18 protein-coding genes and 1 pseudogene are annotated in these 19,186 nt (G+C 66.4%); 12 read left to right on the top strand and 7 right to left on the bottom strand.

The genetic code is table 11. The features are described 5' to 3' along the window. From hutU to J8I87_RS36910, 6 genes are all read left to right on the top strand, one after another. Positions 1-1,057 (top strand): urocanate hydratase (hutU, locus tag J8I87_RS36935; protein ID WP_209937291.1); only part of this gene is annotated, 1,057 nt, incomplete at its 5' end. A 1-nt stretch (position 1,058) separates the two neighbouring features. Then, complete coding sequence (locus J8I87_RS36930) at positions 1,059-1,673, top strand: HutD family protein (protein WP_209937290.1); 615 nt, start codon at positions 1,059-1,061, stop codon at positions 1,671-1,673. Between the two features lie 46 nt (positions 1,674-1,719). Continuing rightward, on the top strand, positions 1,720-2,937 hold the full coding sequence (gene hutI / locus J8I87_RS36925; RefSeq protein WP_209937289.1) for an imidazolonepropionase: 1,218 nt from the start codon (positions 1,720-1,722) through the stop codon (positions 2,935-2,937). 44 nt (positions 2,938-2,981) lie between these two features. After that, positions 2,982-4,397: a formimidoylglutamate deiminase gene (locus tag J8I87_RS36920; RefSeq protein WP_209937288.1), complete on the top strand. Its 1,416-nt coding sequence runs from the start codon at positions 2,982-2,984 to the stop codon at positions 4,395-4,397. Between the two features lie 43 nt (positions 4,398-4,440). Further along, complete coding sequence (gene hutG / locus J8I87_RS36915) at positions 4,441-5,253, top strand: N-formylglutamate deformylase (RefSeq protein ID WP_209937286.1); 813 nt, start codon at positions 4,441-4,443, stop codon at positions 5,251-5,253. Positions 5,254-5,659: 406 nt separating this feature from the next. Next, positions 5,660-6,322, top strand: a complete 663-nt coding sequence (locus J8I87_RS36910) for a hypothetical protein (protein WP_209937285.1) — start codon at positions 5,660-5,662, stop codon at positions 6,320-6,322. A gap of 33 nt (positions 6,323-6,355) precedes the next feature. Here the strand turns inward: J8I87_RS36910 and fnr are convergent, their stop codons facing one another. The 5 genes and pseudogenes from fnr to J8I87_RS36890 form a co-directional block, all read right to left on the bottom strand. After that, entirely contained in the window at positions 6,356-7,132 is a 777-nt protein-coding gene (gene fnr, locus J8I87_RS36905; protein WP_209937284.1) for a fumarate/nitrate reduction transcriptional regulator Fnr, read from the bottom strand. 213 nt (positions 7,133-7,345) lie between these two features. Further along, on the bottom strand, positions 7,346-7,993 hold the full coding sequence (locus J8I87_RS36900) for a response regulator transcription factor (RefSeq protein ID WP_209937283.1): 648 nt from the start codon (positions 7,991-7,993) through the stop codon (positions 7,346-7,348). Continuing rightward, complete coding sequence (locus J8I87_RS45830; RefSeq protein ID WP_409518868.1) at positions 7,990-8,847, bottom strand: histidine kinase; 858 nt, start codon at positions 8,845-8,847, stop codon at positions 7,990-7,992. The genes J8I87_RS36900 and J8I87_RS45830 overlap by 4 nt, the downstream gene beginning before the upstream one ends. Positions 8,848-8,935: 88 nt before the next feature. Then, positions 8,936-9,151, bottom strand: a pseudogene (locus J8I87_RS46480) (PAS domain S-box protein); the annotation flags it as partial. A 380-nt stretch (positions 9,152-9,531) separates the two neighbouring features. Next, entirely contained in the window at positions 9,532-9,768 is a 237-nt protein-coding gene (locus J8I87_RS36890) for a hypothetical protein (RefSeq protein ID WP_209937282.1), read from the bottom strand. Positions 9,769-9,995: 227 nt separating this feature from the next. Between J8I87_RS36890 and J8I87_RS36885 the strand changes: the two genes are divergently transcribed. After that, positions 9,996-10,907, top strand: coding sequence for a LysR family transcriptional regulator (locus J8I87_RS36885; protein ID WP_409518867.1), 912 nt, complete (start codon positions 9,996-9,998; stop codon positions 10,905-10,907). 405 nt (positions 10,908-11,312) lie between these two features. Beyond that, the gene (locus J8I87_RS36880; protein ID WP_209937279.1) at positions 11,313-11,516 is read left to right on the top strand and encodes a hypothetical protein; all 204 of its coding nucleotides are present in this window, start codon (positions 11,313-11,315) and stop codon (positions 11,514-11,516) included. Positions 11,517-11,532: 16 nt separating this feature from the next. Here the strand turns inward: J8I87_RS36880 and J8I87_RS36875 are convergent, their stop codons facing one another. After that, entirely contained in the window at positions 11,533-12,387 is an 855-nt protein-coding gene (locus J8I87_RS36875; RefSeq protein ID WP_209937278.1) for a LysR substrate-binding domain-containing protein, read from the bottom strand. A gap of 136 nt (positions 12,388-12,523) precedes the next feature. On the opposite strand from J8I87_RS36875, the gene J8I87_RS36870 reads away from it, so the two are divergent. Further along, positions 12,524-13,741 (top strand): aminotransferase class I/II-fold pyridoxal phosphate-dependent enzyme, encoded by a 1,218-nt coding sequence (locus J8I87_RS36870; RefSeq protein WP_209937292.1) that lies wholly within the window; start codon positions 12,524-12,526, stop codon positions 13,739-13,741. Between the two features lie 109 nt (positions 13,742-13,850). Beyond that, positions 13,851-15,263, top strand: a complete 1,413-nt coding sequence (locus J8I87_RS36865; protein ID WP_209937277.1) for a DHA2 family efflux MFS transporter permease subunit — start codon at positions 13,851-13,853, stop codon at positions 15,261-15,263. Here J8I87_RS36865 and J8I87_RS36860 read toward each other — a convergent pair. Next, on the bottom strand, positions 15,260-15,808 hold the full coding sequence (locus J8I87_RS36860) for a hypothetical protein (protein ID WP_209937276.1): 549 nt from the start codon (positions 15,806-15,808) through the stop codon (positions 15,260-15,262). The genes J8I87_RS36865 and J8I87_RS36860 overlap by 4 nt on opposite strands. 109 nt (positions 15,809-15,917) lie before the next feature. Between J8I87_RS36860 and J8I87_RS36855 the strand changes: the two genes are divergently transcribed. Together J8I87_RS36855 and J8I87_RS36850 are read left to right on the top strand one after the other, a co-directional pair. Then, positions 15,918-16,865 carry a helix-turn-helix transcriptional regulator gene (locus J8I87_RS36855; protein ID WP_245254421.1) on the top strand — a complete coding sequence of 316 codons (948 nt, stop codon included), beginning with the start codon at positions 15,918-15,920 and terminating at the stop codon, positions 16,863-16,865. Then, positions 16,862-18,763 (top strand): DUF3857 domain-containing transglutaminase family protein, encoded by a 1,902-nt coding sequence (locus tag J8I87_RS36850; RefSeq protein ID WP_209937275.1) that lies wholly within the window; start codon positions 16,862-16,864, stop codon positions 18,761-18,763. Before J8I87_RS36855 ends, J8I87_RS36850 begins: the two co-directional genes overlap by 4 nt. Positions 18,764-19,186 lie beyond the last annotated feature (423 nt).

Raw genomic sequence — 19,186 nt, 5'->3', positions numbered from 1 at the left:
CCTGAAGACGCGCTACGTCGATAAAAAGGCGAAGACGCTCGACGAAGCGCTCGCGATGATCGACGAAGCAAAGAAGACGGGCAATCCCGTTTCCGTCGGCCTGCTCGGCAATGCCGCCGACGTGTTCGCTGAACTGGTTGCGCGCAACATCACGCCCGACTGCGTGACCGACCAGACGAGCGCGCACGATCCGATTCACGGCTATCTGCCGCAAGGCTGGACGATGGAAGACTGGCGCGAGCGTCAGAAGACGGACCCGCAGAGCATCGTGACGCCCGCGAAGCAGTCGATGGCCAAGCAGGTGCAAGCGATGCTCACGCTGCAGGAGCGCGGCGCGGCGACGCTCGACTACGGCAACAACATCCGTCAGATGGCTTTGGAAATGGGCGTGCAGAACGCGTTCGATTTCCCCGGCTTCGTGCCCGCGTATATCCGGCCGCTCTTCTGCGAAGGCAAGGGGCCGTTCCGCTGGGTCGCGCTGTCGGGAGACCCCGAGGACATCTACAAGACGGACGCGAAGGTCAAGGAACTGATCCCCGACGATGCGCACCTGCACAACTGGCTCGACATGGCGCGCGAGCGCATCGCGTTCCAGGGCTTGCCGGCGCGCATCTGCTGGGTCGGCGTGAAGGATCGCTATCGTCTGGGCCAGGCGTTCAACGAAATGGTCAGGAAGGGCGAACTGAAGGCGCCCATCGTGATCGGCCGCGATCACCTCGATACGGGTTCCGTCGCGAGCCCGAATCGCGAAACGGAATCGATGAAGGACGGCTCGGATGCCGTCAGCGACTGGCCGCTGCTCAACGCGCTGCTGAACACGGCAGGCGGCGCATCATGGGTGTCGCTGCATCATGGCGGCGGCGTCGGCATGGGCTTCTCGCAGCACTCGGGTGTCGTGATCGTCGCCGATGGCTCGGACGCCGCGCATGAGCGCCTCGGCCGCGTGCTGTTCAACGATCCCGCGACGGGCGTGATGCGTCACGCGGACGCCGGCTACGAGCTCGCGCAGTCGACGGCGCGCGAAGCCGGCCTCAAGCTGCCGATGCTGGGCCGCTAACGTGAGCGCGACGTCATCGTCCGCAGCGGCCGTGTCGCTGATTCGCGGTGCGGATCTCGTGGCGTCGCCGTGGAAAAACGGCGGCGGCGTCACGCGCGAAGTCGCCGCGTTTCCCGTCGGCGCGGGGCTCGATGCGTTCGTGTGGCGCGTGAGCGTCGCCGATGTGGCAGTGGCCGGTCCGTTCTCGCGCTTCGCGGGCATCGACCGGACGCTCGTGCTGCTGTCGGGCGCGGGCATGCTGCTCGACGAAACGGGCGCCGATGCCGTCACGCATGCGCTGCGCGAGCCGCTCGATGTCGCGCGCTTTGAAGGCGAGACGGCGATCGACGCGCGCCTCGTCGACGGCGCGACGCGCGACTTCAACCTGATGGTGCGGCGTGGCGCGGCAACGGGCGACGTCGGGATCTGGCGCAACGCGGCGCGCGCGCAACTCGATGCCGACGTGGTGCTGCTGTTCTGCGCGCAAGGTTCGCTCGACGTCACGCTCGGCGGGCAGCGGGCGGCCACGCTCGCGGCCAGCGACACCTTGCGCATCGACCATGCACGCGCGCTGTCATGCGAAGTCGAAGGGCAGGGCGCGCTGCTCGCGGTCAGCATCCGTTATACGCAGGCCTGAACGCATCGGCCTGCATTCGACAGACAGCCTTCAACGAACATTCGCCATGAAGCAAACCGTCTGGAATCATCTGAAGCTCTGCGCGCAGGGCGATCCGAACCAAACGACCGATGACGCCGCGATCGCGGTCGAAGACGGCCGCATCGCGTGGCTGGGCGCCGCGCGCGACCTGCCTTTGCAGTACGCGGCGTGGCCGCGCGAAGACCTCGGCGGCGCCTGGGTGACGCCGGGGCTCGTCGATTGCCATACGCATCTCGTCTACGGCGGCCAGCGCGCCGACGAATTCGCGCAGCGCCTCGCGGGCGTCAGCTACGAAGCAATCGCGAAGCAGGGCGGCGGCATCGTGTCGACGGTGCGCGCCACGCGTGCCGCCGACGAAGCGTCACTGTTCACGCAATCGGCTGCGCGGCTCGAACCGATGCTCGCCGAAGGCGTGACGGCCATCGAAATCAAATCCGGCTACGGGCTCGATCTGCAAAGCGAGCGCAAGATGCTGCGCGTCGCGCGGCAACTGGGCGAGCGCTACCCGGTGACGGTCTACACGACGTTTCTCGGCGCGCATGCGTTGCCGCCGGAATTCGCGGGCCGCGCCGACGACTACATCGATGAAGTGTGCGAGCGCATGCTGCCCGCGCTCGCCGACGAAGGGCTCGTCGATGCCGTCGATGTGTTCTGCGAGCGCATCGGCTTTTCGCTCGAGCAGAGCGAGCGTGTGTTCAATGCCGCCGCGCGCCGCGGGCTGCCCGTCAAGATGCACGCGGAGCAACTGTCGAACAGCGGCGGTACGGCGCTCGCCGCGCGGCATCGCGCGCTGTCGGCGGATCACCTCGAATTTCTCGACGAAGCAGGCGTCGCCGCGATGAAGGAAGCGCGCATGGTGGCCGTGCTGCTGCCGGGCGCGTTCTACTTCATCCGCGAAACGCAACTGCCGCCGCTCGATCTGCTGCGCCGCTACGAAGTGCCCATCGCCATTTCGACCGACAGCAATCCGGGCACCTCGCCCGCGACCTCGCTGCCGCTGATGATGAACATGGCGACGACGCTCTTCCGGATGACCGTGCCCGAAGTGCTGCAAGGCGTGACGCGCCACGCGGCCGAGGCGCTCGGCAAAGCGGATACGCATGGCGCGCTGGCCGTGGGACGCGCCGCCGACTTCGCCGTGTGGTCGGTTCAGTCGCTCGCGGAACTCGCTTACTGGATCGGGCGTCCGCTGTGCGAGCGCGTCGTGCGCGGCGGCGAGACGGTGTATACGCGACGCGGCTGAGCGGGATAGACCGACAGCGCGAGCAAAGCCAACGCAAACCCAATATGACTCAAGCCAATTCATTGCCTCATTCGTCGCTCTTTGCCGCTCATGCGTTCCTGCCTGAGGGCTGGCGCCGCGACGTGCTGCTGCAATGGGACGCGCACGGCACGCTGGTTGCCGTCAGTCCCGACGCGCAAGCGCCAGCAGGCGTCGCGAAAGCCAGTGGCCCGCTTCTGCCCGGCATGCCGAATCTTCATTCGCACGCGTTTCAGCGCGCGATGGCGGGCCTCACCGAATATCGCGCCGCATCGGGCGCAGGCGCCACCGACAACTTCTGGAGCTGGCGCGACCTGATGTATCGCTTCGCCGCCCGCATCACGCCGGAAGGCCTCGCCGCGATCGCGCAATGGCTGTACATCGAAATGCTGAAGGCGGGCTACACGTCCGTCTGCGAGTTCCATTACGTGCATCACATGCAGGACGGCAGCCGCTATGCGAACGAGGCGGAACTCGCGCAGCGCGTGGTCGATGCGGCGGGCGAAAGCGGCATCGGCATCACGATGCTGCCCGTGCTCTATCAATACGCGGGCTTCGGCGCACAGCCGCCGCGCGACGATCAGCGCCGCTTCATCAACACGCCGGATAGCCTGCTTGCGTTGCTCGACACGCTGCGTCGCGCGCGCCCCGAACATGGCGGATTGCGTTATGGCGTCGCGCCGCATTCGCTGCGCGCGGTATCGAACGATTCGCTGCGCGCGCTGCTGAACGGGCTCGATGCGATGTCGCCGGGTGCGCCCGTGCACATCCATATCGCCGAGCAGACGGCGGAAGTGGACGCCTGCGTCGAAACGGAAGGCGCGCGACCCGTGCAATGGCTGCTCGATCGCTTCGACGTCGATGCCCGCTGGTGTCTCGTGCATGCGACGCATATCGACGCGCACGAGACGCTGGCGCTGGCGAAGAGCGGGGCCGTCGCGGGGCTGTGCCTGACGACGGAGGCCAATCTCGGCGACGGCATCTTCCCCGCGCACGATTATCTCGACGCGAAAGGGCGCATCGGCGTCGGCAGCGACAGTCACATCGGCGTCGACTGGCGCGCGGAACTGCGGCTGCTCGAATACGGTCAACGCCTGTCGAGGCGCCAGCGCAACGTGCTCGCCTCGGCGGACATGCCGCGCGTCGCGGACCGGCTGTTCGCGGCGTCGCTGGAAGGCGGCGCGCTCGCGACGGGCCGCGCGGTCGGCGCATTGCGGGCGGGCGCGCGCGCCGATTTCATCGCGCTCGACGCGCACCATGCGAGCATCGCGGAGCATGCGAGCGATGCGTGGCTGTCGGGCGTCGTGTTCTGCGAACATGGCGAAACCCCCATCCGCGATGTGTACACGGGCGGCGCGAAGGTCGTCGACAATCGCATCCATCGCGATGAGGCACGCGCGTACGCGCACTATCGCGCCGCGCTGGCGGAGCTGCTGAAGTGAAGCGGTCCGCCCGCGTCAAACCACTTTGAGAAGCACTGACGACATGACTGCCACCTCAACCTTGCCCGTCTTCTCGCTGCATCGGGGAAGCCTGCCGCTTCTGATCTCGATCCCGCATCTGGGCACGCGCATTCCTGACGACATCGCCGCGACGATGACGCCCGTCGCCGCGCGCACCGACGATTGCGACTGGCATCTCGACCGTTTGTATGCGTTTGCGAAACGCATGGGCGCGTCGATTCTCGCGCCGACGTACGCGCGCTACGTGATCGACCTGAACCGTCCGCCCGATGGCGCGAATCTCTATCCGGGTCAGGACACGACGGGGCTGCTGCCCGTCGACACCTTCGACAAGGAGCCGCTGTACCGCGACGGCCAGCTGCCGGGCGACGCCGAAACCGTACGCCGCCGCGACGCATACTGGAAGCCGTATCACGAAGCGTTGCAGGGCGAGCTGGCGGCGTTGAAGGCACGGCACGGCAAGGTGCTGCTATGGGAAGCGCATTCGATCCGCTCGCACGTGCCGCGTTTCTTCGAGGGACGCCTGCCCGACTTCAACCTGGGCACGTCGAACGGCGCGAGCGCGGTGCAAGGACTAGCCGAGGCGCTGGCGAAGATCGTCGAAGATCACGGCGGCTACACGGCCGTCGCGAACGGGCGCTTCAAGGGCGGCTATATCACGCGCCATTACGGGCAGCCTGCGCAGAACGTGCATGCGATCCAGCTTGAACTGTCGCAGATCACCTACATGCAGGAGCAGATGCCGTATGCGTACGACGAAGCGCTCGCCGCAAAGGTGGAGCCGCTGCTCGAAACGCTCGTGAAGACGGCGCTCGAACGCGTCGCGGCGGCCTGAACGCGCGCGGCGCGTGAAAGCGGGCCGCGCGAGCGCATGCCGCACCATCGAGGCGTCCGTCCGGATGCCTCGCTTCTTTCTTCGCAATCTGCCCGATCGCGCAATCCGTCCGGCCGCCCCGCCGCCGCGGAACGCCGCGCGCGTGCCTCGGTCCATTCCTCAGTGAGCGGCCATTGCGCAAGCGGCTTGCGCATGCACCGCGCGCGCGACGGCTCGCCGCTGTTGCCCGCGCGCAGCAGCGTCCCTGCGAATCCGGTTGCGCGCGGCGTGGCGATGCGTCTATCTTTGTCGGACGCGGCGCATCGGCACGCGCCTTGCGGCGGCCCGGGCCTCCTGCAACGCGTCGCGCAGCGACGCATCCGCCTGTGCCAGCGATAGTGCAAGACTGACGAACGAAGACCCAGCGATGGAATATTCCGACGATTCCCAGCTTCCCATCTGGCGGGCCAATCTGGCCTTGCTCACGCGGGAGGTCGGCGCGGCGACGCGTCTTGCGCGGATGATGACGTTCTCCGCGTCGTACTTGAAGCTGATGCTCGCCGGCCAGCGCGACTTCAGCGAAGAATTCGTGCGCGGCGTCGAAGCAGTGACAGGGCTGCCCGCGGGCTGGATGGACGCGCCGCACGAGGGGGGCGACGTGCCCGCCAACGCGCGCGAAGCGATCGACAATGAAGCGCCGCTCGCGCGCTTTCGCGGGACCGCTCACCCGGTACGCAAGAAATCGGTGCTGCGCCCGCCGGAGCCGATCTTCGGCCAGCAGCCGCAGCGCCGTCCCGAAGACGACCTCCAGGACGCCGAGCAGCACCGGCGCCAGGCGTATTTCCGCAAAGTGCGCGATCTGGCCATGCAGGAAGTGCGGCGCTTCGAACGCTCGCTGACGCATCCGCCCGTCGAGTTCGCGTCGGTGCGCGCGAAGGTCGAAGACGTGCTGTCGGCGGGCGATCTCGACGACCCGGTTCACGCCGATCTTGCCGGCCGCCTCGAACAGATCGACAAGCATCGGACCATGCTGCTGCGTCATACGGCGCGGCTGCACGCGCTGCTCGTGCAGCTCGGCGACGACGGCTGAGCGCGCCGCGCAGCGGCCTTATGGAATGGCGCATCAGAGGCGCGCGAGGCCGTCGCTGTCGAGAATGCGGACCTGCTTGCCGCGCGCATGCACGAGCCTTTCCTGTTGCAGCTTCGAGAACATGCGGCTTGCCGTTTCGAGCGTGATGCCGAGATAGCTGCCGATCTCGCCGCGCGTCATGCGCATGACGAACTCGGTGTCGGAGTAGCCGCGCGAGCCGTAACGCCCGGCCAGATTCAGCAGGAACGCGGCGACCCGCTGGTCGGCGCGCATCGTGCCGAGCAGCATGATCATGTTCGACTCGCGCACGATCTCCCGGCTCATGAGCTTGTGCAGGTGCTGCTGCATCGGCTTGATCGCGCGGCACAGGTCTTCGAGCGGTTCGAACGGAATCACGCAGACGGTGCTGCGTTCGAGCGCCATCGCGCCACACAGATGCTGCCCGTGCACGATGCCGTCGAGCCCCAGCATTTCGCCCGGAATCTGGAATCCCGTCACCTGCTCGCGGCCGTCGCGATGCATCACGACCGTTTTAAACGAGCCGCTGCGCACGATATGGACGTTGCTGAACGAATCGTTCGCGCGAAAGAGGCTCGCGCCGCGCTGCACCGTGCGCACCTCGGAGACGAGCGAATCAACCCGTGCGAGTTCTTCGGCGCTGAGGTCGGCGGGATTGCAGAGCGCTTGGGTCGCGCATTGCGAGCAGTGCGACAGCGAACGCATCGAGATGTCCGTTTGCAATCTGCGCCCAATGTCGGATGCCTGCGTGAAGGCAGAGGATGAAGTCGTCGGCGCTTCGCGAAGTAACATGATGCTTTCCTTGATGGGATGGCTCGTGTGGGCGTTGAGCACACGCGATGAGGTTGTCGCGTCCGGCTTTCGCGGTCCTGGCTGCATCGGCACGCACGCGCTTGCGCGGCTGACAGTATCGTTGGCACAGTCTCAAAATCGAATCGGCGGTGAATGAAATTGCAGTCAGCGAAACGGAGGGGCGGTAGGGCGCGCCCTACCGTGCGGACATGCTCATGGCTCCTCCTGATCGTCGAACAGTTTGTGGCGCATCGCGTAGCGGATCAGCGCCGCGCCGTGCGGCAGCTGCATCTTTTCGAGCACGCGCGCCTTATAGGTGCTGATGGTCTTCGTGCTCACGCATAGCTGCGTCGCGATCTCGCCGATCGTCGCGCCCGCCGTGATGCGCCGGAACACGTCGAATTCGCGGTTGCTCAGACGCTGATGAGGCAGTGTGTCGAGCGGCTCGTGCAGATGGCGCGCGAAGCGCCCGGCCATCGCGACGCTCATGTAGAGGCCGCCGCTCGCGATCTTCGTCAGCGCGCACGCGAGCTCGGCGCTCGCGCTCTCCTTCGTCAGATAGCCGGAGGCGCCCGCCTTGAACGCGCGCACCGCGTACTGATGCTCACTATGAATCGTCAGTACGAGAATCTGGATGCCGGGGTTGATCTCCTTGATCTGGCCGATCAGTTCGACACCGTTGCGGCCGGGCATCGACAGATCGAGGATCAGGATGCGCGCGTCGATCGTGCGTACGAGCGCGATCGTGCCCGCGGCATCGGCGGCTTCGCCGACGACTTCGACATCGGCCGACTCGTTTAGGATATGGCGAAGACCCGCGCGTATCAGCGCGTGATCGTCGGCAAGCAGGATACGGATCATGAATGCGTCTCTTTGGGTTGCAATGCGTTCACGGGGAACATGATCGAAATGCTGAAGCCCTTGAGCGCTTCACCTATCGATATCGTGCCGCCCAGCATGTGCGCGCGCTCGCGGATGCCGAGGAGCCCGAAGTGCTTGCCCGCATGCGTGCCGCGCGAGGACTTGCCGGGCGGCGGGCCGCGCCCGTCGTCGACGATGTCGAGCGTGCAGTCGTTGCCCGCGACGCGCAGCGCGAGCGTGACGCGCGTGGCCTGCGCGTGTCTCGCCACGTTCGTCAGCGCTTCCTGGACGATGCGGAAGAGGGTTGTTGCCGCGTCATGCGAAAAGTCAGTCGAGCCGACGTCGAAGACCCGCTCGACGGGGATCGCATAACGTTGGGAAAAGTCGTCGGCGAGCCAGTCGATCGCGGCGATGAGGCCGAGATCGTCGAGCATCGCGGGCCGCAGGTTCGCCGCGATGCGCCGCACCGACGCGACCGTCGCGTCGATCAGCCGCGCCATCGCGCGCAGCCGCTCGCGCACGTCGGGGTGGTCGATCGCATGGCGCGCGAGCGTGTGCTCGATCAGCGAGAGATCCATCTTCAACGCGGTCAGCGATTGCCCGAAGTCGTCGTGCAGATCGCGCGCGATCTGCGCTTTCTCTTCTTCTCTCAGCTGCTGCAGGTCCGCCGACAGTTCGCGCAGGTCCTCGCGCGACTGTCGAAGCGCCTGTTCGGCCCGCACGCGCTCCGTGACGTCGCGCAGCATCACGGTGTAGAGCGTTTCGTCGCCGTCGCGGCTCTGTGATATCGATGCTTCGATCGGAATCTCGCGGCCATCGGCGCGCAGTGCGTAGAGCACGCGCTGGTTGCCCATTAGCCGGTCGGGCGCGTGCGTCGAGCCGAACCGCTCGACATGCTGTGCGTGCGCCGCCTGAAACCGTTCGGGAATGAAGCGCGAAAGGGGGGGCGCCGAGCGCCTGCGCCGCGTCGCAGCCGAACAGGTCCTCCGCCGTTGGGTTCATGAGGACGATACGCTGGGCCGCGTCGATCGTGATGATCGCTTCGCGCGACGAACGAATGATCGCGTTGAGCCGCGCTTCATCGACGTGGCGCGACGCCGCGTCGCCGCCCGTGTCAAGCGATGCGGCGATGCTGTGCGCGTGCGTCAGCGGGCCCATGCGCGACGCGCGGGCGATCCCGTCGCGCCGATAAGACTCGGCGACGCAGACAGCGAGACACGCGAGCATCGCGCAGCCTGCGATGACGAGCGTCGAAGGCAGCGCGAGCCCAGCCGTCGATGCGTGCGCGAGCACGCCCGCCATGAATGCGGTCAGCGTGATCAATGCGATCAGCGCTGGGCACACGCGAACGGTGGCCGTAGACGCGACGGTGTTCATGTTTCTGCTCCGTTCTTCATTGAGATGCATTCTCACGTGTGCTGTCCGACAACCCGCTTGCCGATGCGTCCGTTGTCATGCGTCATTGACAAGTCCTTCTTGCGCTGCCGCGCGATCCCCCTCGAAACGGAGGGTGTTCCCTCGATAGCTGCGGCCTCGACTCATTGCAAATTGCCTGACTGGGTTTCGCACGCGAGCGGGCAATCGTGGTGGCGTCGTCGGTTGGGGTAGCCGACATGCCAGCCATCGGAGAGCAGCGAAGCAAGCGTTGTGACCTTGGGGGCGCCGATTCGCGCACGCGAGTTCCGCCGTGGCGGCGATCGGGAGATCAACTGCGATACGGCGGGAAACGCGAGCAGCCTCGTCAGCACCTCGTCGTCGAATTTCACGCGGTCCAATGGGCACTCCGTTGCGAGGCAGCGTCAACCTTGCATGACGTCATCGTTGGCGGTATGAGACGTTCGCGAAAGGTTGTCGCCTTAAAGTGTCGTCGTTGACCGGCGTCTGGATCGGTTGCCGCGCCGCAAAATCGGACGACGCCTAAGAACTCTTGTTAAAAAAATCATACGTCCAGTAGGAAAACTAAGAAATCAAGAGCGATGAAAATTGGTCTTTCATTTTTGAGATGGATCACTGGATTATGGATCTCAACGCGACTCGTATGTTCGTGGCAGCCGTGCAAACAGGCAGTCTTTCGGCGGCCGCCGTGCGCCTCAAAGTGCCGTTGCCGACCTTGAGCCGGCGTATCCGGCAACTCGAGCGCGATCTGCGTGTCCAGTTGACCGAACGCGGCACGCGGGGCGTGACCCTCACGCGCGCCGGCATGCAGTTCTTCGAAACGACGGGCTTCGGCATCGACGCGCTGCTCAAGGCCGAAGACGTGCTGAGATCGGGCCAGGCCCAATACGCGGGCGTGCTAAGGATATCGTTGCCACTGTCGTTCGAGCCATGGTGGGACATGCTCGGCGGCTTCCAGGAGCGCTATCCGCAGATCAAGCTGTGCGTGTATACGAGCGAGCGCAACGTCGATCTGCGGCACGAAGGCATCGACGTCGCGCTGCAGCTTGGCCGGATCGTCGACGACCGCATGGTTGCGCGCCGCCTCGTCGGTTACCGGCATGTGCTGGTGGCGAGCCCGGCGTTCGTCGAGCGACTCGACATCCGTTCGCCCGACGCGCTGCGCACCTGTCCCTGCGCGGTCTGGTCGGATCGGCCGGACGACGAGAGCAGCTGGCGCCTCGGTGAGCAGCCGGTGCGCGACGGCGTGCGGGTCGCCACGAACGACTACCTTCATTTGCGCGTGCGTGCGCTGCGTGGTGAAGTCGTCGCCGAACTGCCGCCGTTTCTCGCCGCGGACGCGATCCGCAACGACAAGCTGCGCGTTCTCTTTCCCGAGCTGGCCATGCCGTTGCAATACATCAGTCTCGTATATCCGTCGCATCGTCATCCGTCGAGCCTCGTGAGAGCCTATCTCGACTATTGCGAGAAGCAGTTCGCTTCGTTCGTCACGCTCGCGAACCACCGGGGCGCGCCTTGACGAGCGTCCGGCGCGTTGCACTGAAAGGGCTCGCGGGCGTAAGGCTCGGCGCGCTGCGCGCCCAGCGTCGTGCGGCTCAAAAAAACGGTTCCGCAGTCGGGGGCCCGCGGAACCGTAAACAGACCAGGCGCGCTGATGAGTGCAGCGTGGCCGGCCATCGACTGTGAGACAGTCGATGGAGGGATTCTCGCGACTGTCCCGCCGGCGCGCATTGATATTCATCAGCCGCTCAGCGGCGGTGCAAGGCCGGGCGACGCATCAAGCAGTGAAGATGGGTAGGAGAGCAAACATCATTTGGCGTCGTCGATGTTCGGCGCAGATCGCTTCACGCGCATTCACATGATCGGCGCGCAGCCTATGGCGGTCCCTCGCCACGCCTTTGCATGACTTCAGACGATGGCTCTCGTGCACAGTCCAGCTTTCATCAAATCCGGCTTCGAACCGAACCCATTGCACGAGCGTTTCGCTGGACTGTTGCGCAAGGCTGCGTTGTGCATGCGGTATGAGCCGTTGCTCGCTGATCCGCGCGCCGTGCGGCCGGGCGTGCGCAGCGATGCCTGTCGCGCGGCGCGGCGGCAAACGGTGTCGGAGATCCGACGCGACACGTGACGGCTTTGCGTCGTGCTCAATCACGCAACTCGCTCAATATCTGGTCGGCGAGATAGTCGCAAGGCGGGCGGTTCGAGCGCGCGCTGCGCGCAAGGATGATTTCGAGCTCGGGCAGCTTCGGCAGCCCATGCTGCCGTCCGAGCGTGACGAACCGCTCGGGCACCGCGCAGCGCGCGAGCGGCGCGACCGCGAGCCCCGCATCGACCATGCTGAAGAGACCCATCAGACTCGGGCTTTCATACGATGTGCGATACGCGATCTTCGCGCGCTCCAGCGCCTGAATCGCGTTCGTGCGCGCGACGCTGCCCGCACCGAAGAGCGCGATGGGCAGCGGGCGTTCCTTCCACACGTCACGGCCCGGCGTCGACGTGCCTGCCCACACCATCGGCTCGAAGCGGATGAATTCGCCCGGCAACCCCTTGACCCGCGTCACGCACGCGAGGTCGATCTTGTTGTCCTTCAGGAGCGGCGCGAGCGCGTTGCTCGGCAGGCTGACCACCTGGATCTCGACCTTCGGATAAGTCGCCGAAAAATTGCGCAGCACGGAAGGCAGCAGCGACGACGCATAGTCATCCGGCACGCCGATCGCGACGCGGCCCTTCACTTCGGGATGCACGAGCGACGCCCATGCTTCGTCGCGCAACGAAAGCATCCGGCGGGCGTAGGCGAGCAGGGTATGGCCGTCCTGCGTCAGCGTCACGCTGCGTGGTCCGCGCACGAACAGAGGCTTGCCGAGCGCGGCTTCGAGCGAGCGGATCTGCATGCTCAGCGCGGACTGCGAGCGATGCACGAGCGTCGCGCCGCGCACGAAGCTCCCCGCGTCGGCGATCGCGACGAACATGGCCAGCACATCGAGGTCGAGGGCTTTCATGCGCTTTCATCCCCTGGTGGACGTATCAGGAATATTGATCGAAATGTTCAATATAACGCGTTTGTCTGAAGTGTTGTCGGGGGGCATACTGGTTTCGCCCGCGACAGCCCGCGTCCATTCGAAGATCACGAAGACCATGACCACGCCCGCCACCTACGAAGAATTCAAGCGCCTCGACATGCGGCTCGACATGTCGCGCGGCAAGCCATCGCCCGAACAGCTCGATCTTTCGCGCGCGTTGCTCGATGAGGCGGGAACGGCCGGCTTCATGTCGCGCGACGGCATCGACTGCCGTAACTATGGTCATGTGCTCGGCCTGCCCGAGGCGCGCGAGTTCGGCGCGCAACTGCTGGACGCCGACGCCGCGCACGTCGTCGCGGCGGGCAACTCGAGTCTCGAACTGATGCACGATGCGCTCGTCTTCGCGATGCTCCATGGCGTGCCGGACCACGCGCCGTGGGTCCGGCAGGGCGAGGTCGCGTTGCTTTGCCCCGTGCCGGGTTACGACCGCCACTTCGCAATCTGCGAGGCGCTCGGCATCCGCATGATCCCCGTGCCGATGAGGCAGGACGGCCCCGACATGGACGTGGTCGAAGCGCTCGTGAAGCGCGATGCGTCCGTCAAGGGCATCTGGTGCATGCCGCTCTACAGCAACCCGAGCGGCGCGATCTGGTCGCAGGCGACGATCGGGCGTCTCGCCGCGCTTGCGGCTGCCGCGGCCGACTTCCGGCTCTTCTGGGACGACGCATACCGTTTCCATCATCTGACGGACACGCGGCACACGACGCCCAACATCATCGAGCTTTGCGAACGGGCTGGGCATGCCGATCGCGCGCTGGTGTTCGCATCGCTGTCGAAAGTGACGGTGGCGGGCGGCGGCATCGCGTTTCTCGCGTCGTCGCGGCGCAATGTCGGCTGGTGGCAAAAGCACATGAACGTGCGCACGATCGGCCCGGACAAGCTGAACCAGTTGCGGCACGTGCGCTATCTGCGCGACCGCGAAGGTCTCGAACGCCTGATGGCGAAGCATCGCGTGCTGCTGCGGCCGAAGTTCGACGCGGTGATCGCCACGTTCGAAACGCTGCTCGGCGATGTGCCGGGCGTTTCATGGAACCGTCCGGAAGGCGGCTATTTCATCAGCCTGTATGCGCCTAGGGGCTGCGCGAAACGCACGGTCGCGCTCGCGGCCGAGGCGGGGCTCGTGCTGACACCGGCAGGCGCAGCGCATCCGTATGGACGCGACGCCGACGACGCGCATCTGCGCATCGCGCCGTCGTATCCTTCGCTGGAAGAGGTGACGCTGGCGGCGTGCGGCATCGCGCTCTCGCTGCGGCGCGCGTTGCAGGACCGCTGACGCGACGTCAGCGCCGCGCGTCGGCGAATGGTAGCGCGCGCAACATGCCGTAACAACGGACGCACGGCGGAACTCGCCATCGGCGGCCGTTTTACGGTAAAAGAAAAGGATGACCGACCGCGCCCGCATCATTCCGCTGATCGTTGCCTGTCCGCTATTCCTGCAGAACCTCGATACGTCGATCATGGCGACCGCGCTGCCGTCCATTGCGCGTTCGCTCGGCGTCGAGGCGCTGCACCTGAATCTCGCGATCACCTCCTATCTGCTCAGCCTTGCGGTGTTCCTGCCCGCGAGCGGCTGGCTCGCCGACCGTTTTGGCGCGCGCCGCGTGTTCTGCTCGGCGATCGGGCTCTTTTCGCTCGCGTCCGCACTGTGCGGCCTTGCCGCGTCGCTGCCGCAGCTTGTCGTGTTCCGCGTGCTGCAAGGCATGGGCGGCGCGATGATGGTGCCCGTCGGCCGCCTGATCCTGTTGCGCAGCGTCCCGCCCGCGCAGATGGTTGCGGCGATGGTGTGGTTCACGGTGCCGGGCGCCGTGGGGCGCCTCGCGGGGCCGCTGCTCGGCGGGCTGGTGGTGACGATCACGTCATGGCGCTGGATCTTTCTGCTGAACGTGCCGTTCGGCGTGGTCGGCGTGCTGTGCGCGCGGGCCTTCGTCGAGGACACGCACGAGCGCATCGACGAGCGCTTCGACGTGCCCGGCTTCATCCTGCTGTCGACGGGGCTCGTGGGCCTCGTCGGCGGGCTCGATACGGCGGGCCGCGGGCTCGTGCCGCAGTGGGTCACGCTCGCGTTCACGGGCACGGGCGCGTTGTCGATGCTGCTGTACTGGCTCTATAGCCGCCGCCACGCCGACGCGATCATCGATCCGTTGCTGCTGCGATATAAGGCGTACCGGACGGCCGTGCTTGGCGGAATGCCGCTGCGCATCGGCATCGGCGCGTCGCCGTTTCTGATGCCGTTGATGCTGCAACTGGGCTTCGGCCTGTCACCCCTCACGTCGGGTTCGCTGAGCGTCGCGACGGCCGTGGGCTCGCTCGCCGTGCGCGGCGTGATGAGCACCGCGATCCGCCGCATCGGCTTTCGCACGCTGCTGATCGCCGCGACCTGCATGACGGGCTGTTTCTACGCGTGCTATGGGCTCTTTCGGCCCAGCACGCCGCATCTGCTGATCTTCTGCGTGCTGCTGGTGGGCGGCCTGTTCAACTCGCTCGCGATGGTCACGCTCAACACGCTCGGCTACTCCGACATGCCGAAGCCGAAAATGAGCCGCGCGACCGCGCTTTCGGGGATGGCGCAGCAATTGTCGGTGAGCCTCGGCGTCGCATTCGGTGCGTCGCTGCTCGCGCTCACCGCGCATCTGCATGGCGGCAGCGCCGCGCATCTCAGCGCGCGCGATTTCTCGCCCGCGTTTTTCGTCGTCGGCGCGGCGGTGCTGTGCTCGCTATTCTTCTTCGTGAAGCTGTCGAAGGACGAGGGCGCGGAGTTGCGGCAGCGCCAGCCCGATCGCGCCGAAGGGCGCTAGCCGCGTCTGCGCCGCGCGGCGAATTCGCCTTCGAGCGTCCATGTGACACCGTCCGCAGCGAGCGCGACGCCCGTCCAGTGGAACGAATCGTCCGTGATCTCGGTGAAGTTCCAGCGGATCGGCGTGCCGTTCGCATGCGTGCCGATCTGCACGATATCGCGGCCGGCTCGCCTGCCGATCAACTCGTCGCGCTGGCCGTTCGCGGGGTTGATATAGGTGACGCGCCAGGCCCCGATCGACGCATCCCAGACGCGCAGCGTCGTGCCGTACATGTCGAGGCCGGGTTCGCGCCGCGCGGCGCGGTCCTCGCGGCGCGGCATGATCCACACGTCCTGCACCGCGCGCCCTTCGAGCGCCCAGCCGACGTGGATCTCGCCCGTCAGATGCCGCCCGCGCACGTCGGTGCGATAGTGCAGCACGTCCATGTCCCAACTGCCGACGAGCCAGCCGTACAGGTCATCGGCGGCATCGATGTCGGCGGCGCGGCCGGGCGCGCCGAGTGCCGTGTGAAATCCTGAAGCGAGAGCGTGGTCCAGTGCATTCATCGCGTGTTGCTCCGTCCGTTCGTTTCTCTGAAAAGGGGCGGCGAAGGCGCCTGTGCCCGCTGCCCGCCGATGTGATAAAACCAGCATACGGACCCCGCGAGGTGACATCTTGGGAAAAATTGCCGTCGATCTCGAAGCCGCGCTGCAACGGCGCGACGTGCACGGCGCGCGCGGCGGCACGCAGATGCGCACGCTTGCGGCGGGCGAGGGCTGGGCGGTCACGGACGTGCTGTGCACGCTCGGTCCGTGCGACCGGCCCTACGAGGAGCGGCACGCGGGCGTCTGCATCGCGATGGTGGTGGCGGGCGCGTTCGGTTACCGGTCGCGCACGGGGCGCGAGCTGCTCACGCCTGGCTCGCTGCTGCTCGGCAATGCCGGCGAGTGCTTCGAATGCGGACATCGTCATGCGCCGGGCGACCGCTGCGTGTCGTTCCACTATCAGCCCGCGTATTTCGAGCGCCTCGCCGCCGATGCCGGCTTTTCGCGCCACGACGCCACGTTCGCGCATGGACGCGTGCCGCCGTTGCGTGCGTTTTCCGGCCTGATCGCGAAGGCATGCGCGGGCGCGACGGATGCCGCCCCGTTCGACGCATGGAACGAGCTCGCCGTCGATCTCGCCGAAGCCACGCTGCAATCGACGCGAGCCGATGCAAAGCGCCATGCCCCCGAGACAAGCGCCTCGGCATGGTCGCGCGTCACGCAGATCGCGCGCCTGATCGACGAAGCGCCCGATGCGCGGCATACGCTCGCCGGTCTCGCGCAGATGTGCGCACTGTCCGACTTCTATTTTCTGCGCACGTTCGAGCGTGTGACGGGCGTCACGCCGCATCAATACGTGCTGCGCGCGCGCCTGCGTCATGCGGCGCTGCGTCTTGCCGACGAGGACGCGAAGATCGTCGATATCGCCTTCGATAGCGGCTTCAACGATGTGTCCAATTTCAATCATGCGTTCCGCGCCGAGTTCGGCATGAGCCCGCGCGCGTGGCGCATGCGGTGCCTGCGCTTCGATACGCGCGCGGACGGCTTCGCCTGCCGCCGCGAGGCCACGAAGGCATGAGCCGCCGCGCGCACCGGCTGCGCGCGGCGGCGCTGTTGCCGTTGGTCGTCTGCGCGTACGGCGCGTCTTGCGCGCAGGCCCAGCAGCGCGTTGCGCAGGACGACGTGCCGCCTTCGACGATCGAGCGCGACGTGCATCTCTTTGTCGTGCAGAAGGACGGCTCCGTCGAGGAGCACGACGATACCGTCCTGCGCGCGAACACGACGAGTGGCGTCGACGAGATTGCGCAGCGCTACGTGTGGTTCAACAAGGACATCGAGCAGGTGCAACTGCTCGCGGCCGAGACGATCGATCGCGAGGGCGTCGCGCATGCCGTCGGCCCCGATGGCATCCGGGACGTGCAGGAGCCGCGCTCCGCGGGCGCGCCGACCTTCCAGGACGGCGTGCTGCGCACGGTGATCTTTCCGGGCGTCGAGCCGGGGTCGCGCGTGCATCTCGCGTTCCGCAAGACGCGCGCGGTGCCGCTGCAGGCGGCCACGTTCGCCTATTTCGTGGAGCCGACACGCGGGCCCGTCGACATGCAGCAACTGATCTTCGATCTGCCCGCCGACGTGCCGCTTTACGCCGACGCGCGCGGCTATGTCGGGTTGCCGCCCGTGACGGAGAACGGCCGCACCCGCTACACATTCGAATACCGGCATGGGCCGTATGCGCCCATCGAGTCGGGCGCGGTCGGTTACGTGAGCTGGGGCGACCGGCTGATGGTATCGACGACGCGCGACTTCGCGTCGTTCGCCGGTCGCTATCGTGCGGCGGCGCTGGACCCCACGTGGCGCGACCTCGCCATCGCGCAGCTCGCGCAGGCGCTGACCGCGCAGACCGACGACCCGCGCGCGAAGGCGCAGATTCTCTACGACTGGGTGCGCCTGAACATTCGCTATGTCGCGCTCTTTCTGGGCGAGACGGCGGCCGTGCCGCACAAGGCGAGCGATATTCTGCGCAACCGTTATGGCGACTGCAAGGACCACGTCGCGCTGTATGGCGCGATGCTGGCGGCCGTGGGCATCGACAGCCAGGCCGTGCTGCTGAACCTCGGACCTATCTATACGCTGCCCGATGTGCCCGGGTACGGCGCGAGCGCGATCAATCATGCGATCACGTGGATTGCGTCGCTGCGGCTCTTCGCGGACACGACAGCGGGCGGCATCGGCTTTGGCTATCTGCCGCCGGGCGCGATGGACCGGCCCGTGCTGCTCGTCGACGACGGCGTGCTCGCACGCACGCCGGCGACGCAGGAGCGCAGCCGCAACGCGCGGCTCGAGATCGACATCGACGGGACGGGGACGGCTGCGTTCACCTATCGTGTCGAAGATATCGGCGTGGCGGCCGAACTCGAGCGCAATACGTTTCGCCGCGCGACGCGCCAGCGCTGGCAGCAGATCGCCGCCGACCGGCTGCGGCAGACGGGATTGCACGGCATCGCGCGCCTGCAGCCCGGCGATGTGACGACGACCAACGGGCCGTTCGCGCTGACGATGCAGGGCTCGCTTGAGCATTTCACGTGGCCCGATGGCACGACCGCGTTGCCGGCGTTGACGAGCCTGTCGGGCGGCATCGCGACGCAGGTGCAGGCATGGCTCGCGGAACCGGAGCGGACGCAGCCGTGGGTGTGTATCGGAGGGGATTTCGATGAGACCGCGCAGATTACGTTGCCCGACACGGTGCGTGTGGCCGATCTGCCTCAGGACACGGCCGTACGCGACCGTTATTTCGATTATGAAGCGCGGTATGTGTTTGATGCTGCGTCTCGCACGTTGCAGATTACCCGGCGGCTCTCCGCGAAGTTCGGGCAACAGGTGTGTAGCCCGGATGAGTTTGCCGCGATGCGCGCTTCGCTGGTGAGGATTGAGCGCGATGCGTTGTCGCAGGTGGTGGTTCGGGCTGCGGGGCATTCTTGATGCGGTTTGTTTTTGCCACTATCGCTGGCATTCGCGATGCGATTTTGTTTTTGCTTTTGCGCTGGCATCCGCGGTGCGATTTGCTTTGCCACTATCGCTGGCATCCGCGACGCGCCTCGCGGCGCAGGCGTTGCCCCTGTGCGGGGCGGCACCTACTTTCTTTGCCGCGGCAAAGAAAGCCGCTCACACCGCCAATACTTGACGTTTATCCACGGGCTCTCGACGCCCCCGTACTTCGCACGGCTAAGTGCTGACCTTGCCCGTTGCCAATGCACTGATTGAACGCCTCACCCGCTTCATGCGATCGCACGGTGGCCACCCGTGCCTGAGTTTCAGGGTTCTTTTGCGGCAAACCTATGTCGGGTGTCGCGCCTCACAGGGCAGCGCACGAACTGGGGATGCACGTCGCGCAGCGAAGGTGTT

The organism is Paraburkholderia sp. LEh10 (assembly GCF_017814945.1).
Classification (GTDB): domain Bacteria; phylum Pseudomonadota; class Gammaproteobacteria; order Burkholderiales; family Burkholderiaceae; genus Paraburkholderia.
This window is presented reverse-complemented; position numbering and strand designations above follow the sequence as displayed.